The 11,768-nt window shown below is 54.1% G+C and carries 9 protein-coding genes and 1 pseudogene; 8 read left to right on the top strand and 2 right to left on the bottom strand.

Annotated features, from left to right (window positions below):
• From PCE31107_RS23560 to PCE31107_RS23165, 4 genes are all read left to right on the top strand, one after another.
• A partial coding sequence (locus PCE31107_RS23560) for a hypothetical protein (RefSeq protein ID WP_217425229.1) occupies positions 1 to 443 on the top strand: 443 nt, incomplete at its 5' end.
• A 176-nt stretch (positions 444 to 619) separates the two neighbouring features.
• A complete protein-coding gene (locus PCE31107_RS23175; protein ID WP_150610787.1) occupies positions 620 to 877 on the top strand; it encodes a DUF4224 domain-containing protein in 258 nt (85 codons plus the stop codon).
• A complete protein-coding gene (locus PCE31107_RS23170; protein ID WP_150610786.1) occupies positions 867 to 1,844 on the top strand; it encodes a tyrosine-type recombinase/integrase in 978 nt (325 codons plus the stop codon). The genes PCE31107_RS23175 and PCE31107_RS23170 overlap by 11 nt, the downstream gene beginning before the upstream one ends.
• Before the next feature lie 397 nt (positions 1,845 to 2,241).
• Positions 2,242 to 2,865 carry a hypothetical protein gene (locus PCE31107_RS23165; RefSeq protein WP_150610785.1) on the top strand — a complete coding sequence of 208 codons (624 nt, stop codon included), beginning with the start codon at positions 2,242 to 2,244 and terminating at the stop codon, positions 2,863 to 2,865.
• A gap of 539 nt (positions 2,866 to 3,404) precedes the next feature.
• Here the strand turns inward: PCE31107_RS23165 and PCE31107_RS23160 are convergent.
• Both PCE31107_RS23160 and PCE31107_RS23155 read right to left on the bottom strand, forming a co-directional pair.
• Positions 3,405 to 4,615, bottom strand: a protein-coding gene (locus tag PCE31107_RS23160; protein WP_150610789.1) for an IS3 family transposase whose coding sequence is annotated in 2 segments (ribosomal slippage) — positions 3,405 to 4,300 and positions 4,300 to 4,615 — 1,212 coding nt in all. Because the reading frame shifts where the segments join, the coding sequence is not laid out codon by codon here.
• 93 nt (positions 4,616 to 4,708) lie between these two features.
• Positions 4,709 to 4,977, bottom strand: a pseudogene (locus PCE31107_RS23155) (DDE-type integrase/transposase/recombinase); the annotation flags it as partial.
• A gap of 134 nt (positions 4,978 to 5,111) precedes the next feature.
• On the opposite strand from PCE31107_RS23155, the gene PCE31107_RS23150 reads away from it, so the two are divergent.
• From PCE31107_RS23150 to PCE31107_RS23135, 4 genes are all read left to right on the top strand, one after another.
• Positions 5,112 to 7,772, top strand: coding sequence for a DNA methyltransferase (locus PCE31107_RS23150; protein WP_150610784.1), 2,661 nt, complete (start codon positions 5,112 to 5,114; stop codon positions 7,770 to 7,772).
• Positions 7,765 to 9,687, top strand: coding sequence for a DEAD/DEAH box helicase (locus tag PCE31107_RS23145; protein ID WP_150610783.1), 1,923 nt, complete (start codon positions 7,765 to 7,767; stop codon positions 9,685 to 9,687). Before PCE31107_RS23150 ends, PCE31107_RS23145 begins: the two co-directional genes overlap by 8 nt.
• Positions 9,684 to 10,835, top strand: a complete 1,152-nt coding sequence (locus tag PCE31107_RS23140; protein WP_150610782.1) for a GIY-YIG nuclease family protein — start codon at positions 9,684 to 9,686, stop codon at positions 10,833 to 10,835. Before PCE31107_RS23145 ends, PCE31107_RS23140 begins: the two co-directional genes overlap by 4 nt.
• Before the next feature lie 107 nt (positions 10,836 to 10,942).
• Positions 10,943 to 11,710, top strand: coding sequence for an ATP-binding protein (locus PCE31107_RS23135; RefSeq protein ID WP_150610781.1), 768 nt, complete (start codon positions 10,943 to 10,945; stop codon positions 11,708 to 11,710).
• Positions 11,711 to 11,768 lie beyond the last annotated feature (58 nt).

Raw genomic sequence — 11,768 nt, 5'->3', positions numbered from 1 at the left:
AAATCGGCAGCATGATTGCCTCGGACGTTCCACTTAAAAATCTCAGAAGACTGTCCGAACGAGCGAAGCCACCTCTGAGTCGAGACGGCTTTCGTGATTTGTACGTTGACTACCGCAATGGTAGGGGTTATCTGACGAGCGACGAATACCCAGATATTCGGTTTACGCATGAGGACCTAGTGCATCACGCGTCAACTATGGCAGTGGCGCGCGGGGTCGAAGATCAGAACAAGAAATTACAGGCACGAATACAGGAGCTGGAGGCCGAAAACACGGAGCTGCGCCGCATGTTCAAGAACGGCCATGTCACGAAAGAGCTGCAAACCATGCGCGAGCGGATCGCTGGGTTACTGGAGAGCATCGACACGGCGGACGTATACGCATTTCCTGTGCCCGTTGGGGAAGAAGCGCAGGTTGCGACCAGGCGGGAGGTTGCAGCGTGAGAAAGCAATTCAAGCTCAACGTCGCTGTTGGCGTGACCGCGAATATCGCGCGCTTGCGCGGGCACATTATCCGCAACATGAAGAAGCACTATCGCCCCATGGGCCGCCTAGGGCGAATGATTGCGCATCGCCGTTTGGGCCGCCGTATGCGGTGCGGTTTGCGGACGAGGTGAGTCATGTTCCTGTCGAAAAAAGAACTGGAAGAACTGACGGGTTTTGTCCGCGCGGCGAAGCAGATCGAATGGCTGAGGGCGAATGGGTGGAGGTACGCGGAGGATTCGCAGCACCGTCCGAAAGTCGCGCGCAGCTATTTCGAGGTGCGGCTTGGCGGGGCGCAGCGCGAGCCTGACGTGCGAGCATCTGATACCGTTGCACCGCGCTTTGAGGCACTTCGCGCAGTACGAACCACGCGAGGGGTAGCACATGGGGCGTAAGCGACAGAAGAACCACAACCTGCCCCCGCGCATGCATGAGAAGGGCGGACGCTTCTATCACGTCGGCACTTCGCTTCCTCGCAAATGGACGCCGCTCGGTGCGGACATCAACGAGGCGCGGCGGAAGTGGGCGGAAATTGAGGCTGAACCAGCTCTTGATGATGACAGGACTTTTGACGTGGTGGCGCGGAGGTACGTAAAGGAGGTAATGCCAACGAAGGCACCGCGCACGCGCAGCGACAACATGAAGGAACTGGACAACCTCAAGGCGGTGTTTGGGCGCATGCCGGTTGACGCCATCACGCCGGTTCACGTCCGTCAGTACCTGGACATTCGGGGCGAAACAGCCAAGATTCGCGCGAACCGGGAAAAGGCGCTGCTGAGTCACATATGCAACAAGGCGCGGGAATGGGGATACACGAACGCCCCGAATCCATGCGCCGGGGTCAAGGGGTTCCGCGAAAGCGGGCGGGATATCTATGTCACGGATGAGGCATTCCGAGCGGTATACGCCGTTGCGCACCCTACCCTGCAGGATGCAATGGACGTCGCCTATCTGACCGGCCAGCGGCCCGCCGACGTACTGAAGATAAACCGTGCAGACATATGGAGCGACCACCTGCACATTGTCCAGAACAAAACCGGAAAGCATCTGCGCATCGCCATTGAGGGCGAACTACAGGCCGTCATCGAGCGGATTATGACGCGCCCGCGTAAGATGACCGGCACGAGTCTGCTGCAGAACGACGACGGCACACCCGTAAGCCAGTTCGAGCTGCGCTCAAGGTTCGACCGTGCGCGCAAGGCTGCGGGCGTGACATTCCAGTTTCGCGATATCCGAGCGAAGTCCGCCAGCGATACCGGGGACATCGGGCACTCGCAAAAACTGCTTGGACATCAGAGCCGAAGCATGACCGAGCACTACGTTCGGTCACGAATCGGGGAGCGCGTCAAACCACTTCGATAGAGACACTTGCAACCGGCCGAAGCGCTGCAACCACGTTGGATATGGTCGGTTGGTGTGCATAACCACAGCCCCCATGGAGCAATTTCCAGTTCGTAACATACGTTACGTACGTACCGTCAGGGTAGCCACACTATGATAACTGCCGTGATCGCCACTGTGCCCACTCGAAAACGCCTCCGACGACCATCGATGCACCTTCGGACCGTTCCGCACGTATACCGCCGTTGCGTTGCGCATCGGGACGTCCCCACCATCATCATCTAAACCTTGCAGCGGCCTTCCATTTGGCGACGTCAGCCGCTATCCACCATAGTTGACGCCCACCGGGGGCGGCTTAAACATTTGCGGTAACATCAGCCGCCGATGGACTTGTTATTTAGCACTCGGAGAAATCTACATGCCAGGCGCTCCTCGGATCGACAAAGGTGAAGGCTTTATCCGATCACACGACCTTCTGCAAGCGCTTCGCGCGGACATCGATTCCGCTTACGCCACGTTGGAAAACGATAGAGAGTCCCAATACCTTCGCAGATGCGTGGTTCGTGCCGTTTTCTCATACATAGAGGCGCTCGTCGAGGCCGTTAAAGTGGAGCTTCGAAGCACTATCCGTCTAGGAGAGTATGCGGGGGAGTTGAGCGACAAGGAAAGGGAAACACTTGGTCCACTCCACGTAATTGGGAACACGGAATCGGGAAAATTCCTGCCCTTGGATACGAATATCAAGCGCACCTTTCGTTTAGCGGCAAAGGTATGGAACCTGCACGAGTTCAAGCTTTCATCTGGTGGCGAAGATTTTCAGGACTTTTTGGCTGCGAAGTCAGCACGCAATCGACTCACGCATCCGCGAACCTTTTACGATATTGAAGTGACCGATCACGATATGCACTGTCACACGATTGCTGGGATGTGGGTCCAGGCTGAGTTCCATAGGCTTTTTGACGTGCGGGTTCGCGCTATTGTGGCTGGCCTGCCCGAAGAGGATCGTCCTGCCCTGCTGGATCTACTTAAATCGCCCGTGTAGCGTGCGCCGGCCATCTACAACTGGCGACGGGCGCTAAGCCTGGCAGGGTTCGTAATGCGACCCAATCTAAGACATTTGTAGAAGGATGCACGCCACAACGTCATGATTTTTCTCGGGTTTACGCAAGCCTTTTAATCCGTTGGTCGCAGGTTCGAATCCCGCACGGCCTACCAAGAATTGCAGTAAGATCAAGGGGTTACAGGAAACTGTAGCCCCTTTTTTCTTTTCCGCGCAGCTGAAAAACGAGCCAGGCAACCTATAGGCAACCGCGAAATAATCCGCTGCCCACAGGTTCCGCTCCGCACACGCCACAAAAATGCCCAGCAAGTTCAATGGGTTACGGTGTATATCCGCCCATTCTTCGCTGCCCACGTTGCCTGAACTCAAACTAGGCAACCACCAGACCACTCTGCTCTCCCCTCATCACCCTTCCCCACCCTTTGTTGTCGAAGAGCCGCATAGGCAACCTGACTCGACCATAAAGCTCATGGGTAGCGGACTTAGCATGTGGATTTGCCCCCGCACTTCCGGACACCGCCTCACACTAAGGTTGATGAATCGGTCCTGCGTCGGAACTCGCGCGGCGAGAGATATTTCAACGCGCTGTGAGGATGTTTCTCGTTGTAGTGTTCGAATGCAATGGCCAAGTTGCGCGCAGCCGTTGCCGCGTCGGGCTTCGGCATGAAGGCGACATAGTCACGTTTCATCGTCTTCACGAAGCTTTCCGCCATGCCGTTGCTCTGCGGGCTGCACACCGGCGTCGTCAACGGCTTCAAGCCGATGGACGCCGCAAAGCTGCGGGTTTTGTCCGCCGTATAGCCCGAACCGTTATCCGTCAGCCATTCGATTTCAGCCGGCGCGCTCAGCGCGGCGCCAAAACGATTTTCGACGGCGGCGAGCATCACGTCGCGCACCACATCGCCACTGTGGCCGCCGGTCGTCGCCGCCCAGCTCATCGCTTCACGGTCGCAGCAATCCAGCGAGAACGTGACGCGCAGCGGCTCGCCATTATCGCAACGAAACTCAAAGCCGTCCGAGCACCAACGCTGGTTGCTCTTTGCTACCGCGACCTTGCCGTCGTGTCGTCGCTCAGAGCGTGGTGGCCGTGCTCGGCGCTGCAGCAGCAGGCCGTGAACGCGCATCACCCGATACACCCGCTTGACGTTGACCGGAGCGGCGCACCGGGCTTCCCGCTCACTTCGCAACAGGCCCCATACGCGTCGGTAACCATAGCTCGGCAAGTCGGCAATGAACAAGCGGATTTCCTCGACCAAGTCCACGTCATCCGTTTCCCGGGCCGCGCGCCCGTCCTGCCAGTCAGCAGGCCGTGCGAGCTTTGCCGCTACATTCGAGCGCGCTACACCGAGAACGTCGCAGACCCGCTTCACTGGTCGTCCCCCGGCAATGATGGCGAGCGCGCAATCCATTTTTTTACTCGGCCATACTCCACGGCTTCGCGCAGGATTTCCACTTCCATCGTCTTCTTGCCCAGCATCCGTTGGAGCTCTTTGATTTGCTTGAGCGCGTCGCTGAGTTCCGAGGCCGGAACCACTTCCTCGCCGGCACTGACCGCCGACAAGCCGCCGTCCTGATGCAGCTTGCGCCAATGAAACAGCTGATTCGGATTCACGCCATGCTGACGCGCGACCATCGAGACCGTCTTGCCAGGCTCGAAACTCTCCCGCACCATCGCCAGCTTTTCTTCCGCCGACCACCGCCGCCGGCGCTCCGGCCCCGTCAACACTTCCATCACTTCGTGCTTATTGTTAGTCAAAAACACAGTCGTATGCCTACCCGCTATTGTAAGTGGGAGACTGTGTCCGGAGCTTCAGGGGGCTGCTCCAAACTGACGCGTCTCGTGCGCCGTGTAGCCCGAGCCGTTATCGCTCAACCACTCGCTTTGGGACTCGGTATGCAGCACATTCTCGAACCGATTTTCCACGGCAGCCAGCATCACGTCCCGAACGATATCGCCGCTATGGGTTGCCATCGCGGCCGCCCAGTTGATAGCTTCACTGTCGCACCAATCGAGCGCGAACGTCACGCGCAGCGGTTCGCCGTTGTCACAGCGAAACTCGAAGCAGAACACCAACGCCGATTGCTGCGCGCCACCCAACCTGATTTGAGTGCCCGGCTCGCCAGTCACTCCGCAGTTGGGCGCCTATCACTGGCTGCCATTGGGCTAGAATTTTGGGATACTGGCCAGTGGCCACGAGACCAAGCCACAAACTACGAGAATGCACCGCATGAAAATCGCACAAATAGAAGACAACGTTAAGAACGTCCTCTTGCACTCGACACAGCAAGACTTCCTGGCAGATTTTTTACTGGCATTCGGGAAGCCTAAGGCATCGATCAGTCGCCTTCAGGCCAAGGGGCATGCGAGCTACAACCTTTCGAAAAACGAGCACGAAGTTCTTTGGAAGAACAATGTACTCTACAAATTCATAAAGCATGACCAACTGGACTCGTATATCGAGGAGCATGCCGATAGCGACATCGTCCTGAAGCATAAGCCCCGCTTCATCATCGCTACCGACTTCAACACGCTGGTTGCCAGAGACACACGCACCGAGGAAACGCTGAAGATCGCCTTCCCCGAGCTACCCAACTATGTTGAGTTTTTCCTACCGTGGGCAGGCATGGAGAAAGCAACTCACACCCCTGACAGCCCCGCAGATGTCAAAGCCGCCGAGAAGATGGCGAAGCTCTTTGACATGATACGGCTGGACAACCCGACCAAAGATGCCCGTTTCCTGCACAGCCTCAATGTATTCCTAACGAGGTTACTCTTCTGTTTCTTTGCAGAAGACACCGACATCTTTCCCAAGGATCTCTTTAGCAACTGCATCCAGTCACACACTGCGGAAGACGGCAAGGATCTCTCCAACTACCTGGCAAACCTCTTCCGGATACTGAACACGGAAGACCGCACCAAGTACCCAGGATACTTCCGGCAGTTCCCTTATGTGAACGGTGGACTTTTCGCAGAGGAGCATCGAGTCCCACAATTTTCCGCTCGCTCACGAGCCGTCCTTATTGAATGTGGCACCGAGCTTAACTGGTCAGAAATCAACCCCGACATCTTCGGGTCTATGATTCAGGCGGTGGTCGACACAGATCAGCGCGCCAACATGGGCATGCACTACACCTCCGTGACCAACATCATGAAGGTGATTGACCCGCTGTTTCTTAGGGACCTCTACGAAGAACTTGAAAAGAGCCGGACAAACACTCGCAAGCTTCGCGAGCTTTTACTTCGTCTTGGAAAAATCAGAATTTTCGACCCTGCTTGCGGATCGGGAAACTTCCTCATCATTGCCTATAAGGAGCTTCGCAAGCTTGAGATGGAGATACTGAACCAAATCAGTGTCAACGAAAAGCAGATTGATCTTGGCCTATCCACCATCAGGCTTTCTCAGTTCTATGGCATCGAGCTAGACGACTTCGCTCATGAGGTCGCATTGCTTTCCCTATGGCTTGCGGAACACCAGATGAACCTGGTTTTCATGCAACGCTTTGGCAAGGCTAATCCCACACTTCCCCTGAAACCAAGTGGCAGTATTGTGTGTGGCGATGCCACGACTGTTGCCTGGCAGACAGTATGCCCAGTGGATGAAGACAGCGACACCTACATTCTGGGCAATCCACCTTACCTTGGCTCAAAGAAACAAAACGCCGAGCAGAAGCGCTCGATTGCCACCATTTTCGCCCATAGCCGTGACTACAAGAACCTGGACTTTATAGCTTGCTGGTTCTACCTCGCTGCGCTCTACATCTCTGGCACCAGTTCCAAGGCCGGGTTCGTTACGACCAATTCCATCGTTCAAGGCGACCAGGTAGGACTCCTCTGGCCTCACATCTTCGCCCAGGATGCGGAAATCGGCTTCGCCTATGAGAGCTTCAAATGGGGCAACAACGCAAAAAACACGGCAGGCGTCAGTTGCGTGGTGATTGGTCTTCGGGCAGCGAGCAAAGACCCGAAATGGATCTATCTGCAAGGTCAAAGAATTCCAGCGAAGAATATCGGTCCCTACCTGACCGACTCATCCAACACCATCATCTACAAGTCCAATCAGATACTCTCAGATCTACCCGAGATGGTCTACGGCAACATGCCCCTTGATGGCGGGTTCTTGAAGCTTGAAACGCCCGAAAAAGATGCACTGGTTAAAGCCTACCCAAGCGCGGCCAAATTCATCAAGAAGCTCACGGGAGGAAACGAATTCCTCTACAACGAAGAGCGCTGGTGTCTATGGATTGAAGACGAGGAGCTTGATGAAGCGCTGTCCATTGCGCCGATTGCTGAACGCATCGAGCAGGTTAAGGCCTTCCGAGAAGATGGTGGTGATGTCGCTCGAACTTTGGTGAAACGATCCCACCAGTTCCGCTATCGTCGCACAGCGACCCGTTCAATGATGCTGGTTCCATGCACATCCTCTGAACGCAGGGACTACCTTCAGGTTGGATTTTTTGACCGCTCATACATCGCCATCCATTCTGCACAGGTAATCTATGATGCCGATGCCTTTGTGTTCGGCATCGTATCCTCACGCTTGCACATGCTATGGACCAAGGCCACATGCGGGACACTAGATTCCCGAGTGCGGTACTCCAACATCATCGCCTACAACAATTTCCCCTTCCCGGTTATCGCAGATGCGATGCGTGAAAAAATCCGCGAATGCACCTTCAAGATTCTAGCGGCGCGCGAGAACCATCCTGAGCTAGTCATAGCTGACCTCTATGACCCGAAACTGATGCCGGCCGAATTGCTGGAGGCACACCGCAGTCTTGATGCTCTCATTGAATCTTGCTACCAGAAAACTGCATTCCAGAACGACGAAGAGCGACTGAAGGCGTTGTTCAAACTCTACGAAAAAATGACCGAGACCGAAGATGCCTAATCTCTTTGAAGTCACATATCAGCAGACTGGGGAAAGCACCAAGACCAACCCTATGGGCATGCGCGAAATGCAAGCCCGGGCCTTTGAGGCGCGAAACAACCAGTATCTCTTGCTCAAGGCGCCTCCAGCATCCGGCAAGAGCCGAGCGCTCATGTTCCTTGCGCTGGACAAGTTGCACAATCAAGGCGTCAGGAAGGCAATCGTTGCCGTTCCAGAGCGCTCTATCGGCAACTCGTTTCAGTCCACTGCCCTGTCAAAGTTTGGCTTTTTTGCAGACTGGCAGGTAAAGCCCGAGAACAACCTCTGTACGCCAGGCGGGGACAGCGGGAAGGTCGATGCCTTTGTTCGCTTCATGAAAGGCGACGATCAGATTCTCGTTTGCACCCACGCCACTCTCCGATATTCGTTTGAGGCTCTTGAAGAGGACAGCTTTAACGATTGCCTGCTTGCCATTGATGAATTCCATCATGTGTCTGCCGATGCTGACAACCGGTTAGGCTTCCTGTTGCGTTCCATCATGCAACAGTCAACCGTTCATATCGTCGCCATGACGGGCTCCTACTTCAGAGGCGACAGTGTTCCTGTTCTTTTGCCAGAGGACGAAAGCAAGTTCACCCGCGTCACCTACAACTACTACGAGCAGCTAAACGGATACACCTACCTCAAGTCCCTGGGTATCGGCTATCACTTCTATACGCGCAAGTATCTGAGCGCCATTGGTGAAGTCTTGGATACAGACAAGAAGACCATTTTGCATATCCCAAGCGTGCGTTCAGGTGAGTCGACCCTAGAGGGGAAATACAACGAGGTAGACGCGATTCTCGATATCATCGGGACGATAGACTACCAGGATGAGCACACTGGCGTCATTCATATCAAGCGTCATGGTGATGGGAAAGTCTTAAAGGTTGCAGACCTAGTGCAGGACGATGCACGAGCGCGAGACAAGATCGTAGGCCACCTTAGGACCATCAAAAGTGCAGATGACCTAGACATCATCATTGCCTTGGGGATGGCAAAAGAAGGCTTCGATTGGGAGTTCTGCGAACATGCCCTGACTGTTGGTTATCGCGGCTCGCTCACTGAAATCATCCAGATTATCGGACGATGCACCCGAGATAGCGACAACAAATCGCATGCGCAGTTTACCAACCTGATTGCTCAACCCGATGCCACGGACAAGTTGGTAAAGCTCTCCGTCAACAACATGCTCAAGGCGATCACCTGTTCTCTTCTCATGGAGCAGGTACTTGCCCCGAACTTCAAGTTCAAGACCAAGACATCAGAGGACGACATTGCAGGTCCTGGCGAAGTCAAAATTGGGGGCTTCAAGGAGCCATCGTCCGGTCGCGTCCGGGAGATTATTGAATCTGATCTCAACGACCTCAAGGCCGTGATTCTTCAGGACGACACGATGCTCAAGGCGATGCCTGGCAATGTCGACCCAGAGGTAATCAACAAGGTTCTTATTCCCAAAATCATCAAGATTCGCTACCCCGAACTCTCCGATGAAGAGATTGAGACTGTCCGGCAACACATCGTAGCCGACTCTGTTCTCAAAAGCGGCGAGTACAAGGAAGATGGTGACAGGCGATTTATTAAGATGGCAGGAAAATTCGTCAATATTGATGATCTGCACATCGATCTTATTGACCGTATCAACCCCTTCCAGTCTGCCTTTGAAATCCTGTCTAAGTCCCTGACAGCCGGTGTCCTTAAGCTCATCCAGGAAAACATCGACGCCACACGCATTGTCATGTCATCCGAGGAAGCAATGTTGCTATGGCCCAAAATCAAGACATTTAATATCGAGCATGGCAGACCCCCAAACTCTAATTCCGCCGATCCGATTGAGGCACGCATGGGTGAGGCTCTGATTTATCTTCGCAATGCGCGCCGTCAGGAAGGTATATGAACAAGGATGACTTGCTCAAGCTTATCGCTGACGACGATATGGGCTTGCTTGATGTCAAGTCCAAGCGCGAGGCATTGGGAACCGATGAACGACTTCTCAACTCGTTTAAGGAAATCGAGCAGTTCTACCTGGAGCACAAGCGCGAGCCGGAAGCCAATAAAGAGGACATGACCGAATTCAGATTGCACAGCAGGCTTGCTGGCTTGAGGGCCAGCCAAGACAAGAGAACGAGTCTTTTTCCCTTTGATGAATGCGGCCTTCTTACGGTGACGCCCACTTCCATAGCCGATGTTTTCAACGATGACGATATGGGGTTATTGGGTTCGTCCGACGAGGATATTTTCAAGCTCAGGCATGTGCCGGCCAGCATCGAGATGCCCGAAACCATCGCGTCGCGCAAACCGTGCAAAGACTTCGAAGACTTTGAGCAACTGTTCAAGACCTGTCATGAGGAATTGGCGAGTGGGATCAGGGAAGCTAGGGCTTTCACAGGCGAACAGCAAATCCAGGTCGGCCACTTTTTCATCCTTCATGGCGTAATGGCCTATGTGGCACATGTCGGTGAGAAGGAAGCCAAGAAAGGCAAGGTCAATGCACGGTTGCGATGTATCTTTGAAAATGGCACCGAGTCAAACATGCTTCTTCGTTCTCTAGCAACCGAGCTATATAAGGACGAAGCCGGCCGCAGGATTCTCGATCACCAGGATAAGGCACTAGAAGACCTCGCAAGTCTCGGCGGCGATGACAAGCTTGCAGGCTACATCTATATCGTGACCTCTTTGAGCCCGAAGCCAGGGATTGCAGGCATCAAGAATCTGTACAAGATTGGCTTTTCCACCGTGCCCGTAGAAGAGCGAGTCAGGAATGCATCGCAGGAAGCTACCTACCTGATGGCACCTGTTCGAATCGTCACAGCGTTTGAGTGCTACAACGTTAATGTTCAGAAGTTCGAATCTCTCTTGCATGCATTCTTCGGTAAGAATTGTCTGGATCTTGCAGTCGTGGACAAGAACGGCAAGCGCATCCAGCCAAGAGAGTGGTTTGTTGCTCCTCTTGCCGCGATAGAAATGGCCGTTCAGCTACTCATCAATGGTGAGATTGTTCACTATCGGTATGATGGTGACATTGAGGATGTGGTGGCGCGATAGCGACGAGATAATGGTCAATTCCGCGCCAAATTGTGGAATAAGGTCGGAAGCGCAACACCAACTGATTGAGGCTCCCACGCTCTAACAGAACCATATCGGGGAACGCGATGGACACGCAAGGGCTGCTTTATGAAGACCGATTTCTTGAAAGTTGGGCGGGGGCAATTATCACCACCCCGAGCACGGCCATCGTAGAACTCGTTGCTAACGCCTGGGATGCTTATGCTACAAAAGTAGACATAACCCTTCCTGATGCCAAGAACAATGTGCAGTTCAGCATTACGGACAATGGCAAAGGTATGACTCTGGCCGAGTTTCAATACATTTGGCGAGCCATGTCCTATGATCGTATCGCAAAATTCGGCCCCACAACCGAACCACCGGCCGATGTCTCAGGTCCTCCACGCGCAGTCTTTGGCAGGAACGGCAAGGGACGATTCGCAAGCTTTTGCTTTGCCGGTGCATATCAGGTCACATCGAAAAAAGATGGCGAGCAGTTCACAGTCAGGGTGTCCCGAACGCCCAGTAACCCACTTGTGTTCGAAGAACTGGAACACATACCTGAAGGTGTTGCTGGACACGGAACCGAAATTCGCGGATGCGGGGAGATTCCCTATCATCAGTTTTCCAACGAGCAAGCCCGCCAGCTTCTTGGAAGTCGCTTTCTTGCGAACCCTGCCTTCGAAGTTTTCCTCAACGAAACGAAGATAACTTTCAACGACATACCTTCTGCTTGCCTGTCCGTGGTTGAAGTAGAGATTGATGGCATAGGTAAGGCAACCATTTATCACATAGACACACTCAAGGCCGATAAGTCCACGAAGCAGCATGGCATCGCCTGGTGGGTTCTCAACCGTGCCTTTGACCTGTCCTGAAAATTTCGTACCAATCAAATCTAGGGATAATGGCTCCTCAGCTCAGATGAGGAGTTGG

The sequence above is a fragment of the Pandoraea cepalis genome, assembly GCF_902459625.1.
In the GTDB taxonomy this organism is placed as follows: domain Bacteria; phylum Pseudomonadota; class Gammaproteobacteria; order Burkholderiales; family Burkholderiaceae; genus Pandoraea; species Pandoraea cepalis.
This window is presented reverse-complemented; position numbering and strand designations above follow the sequence as displayed.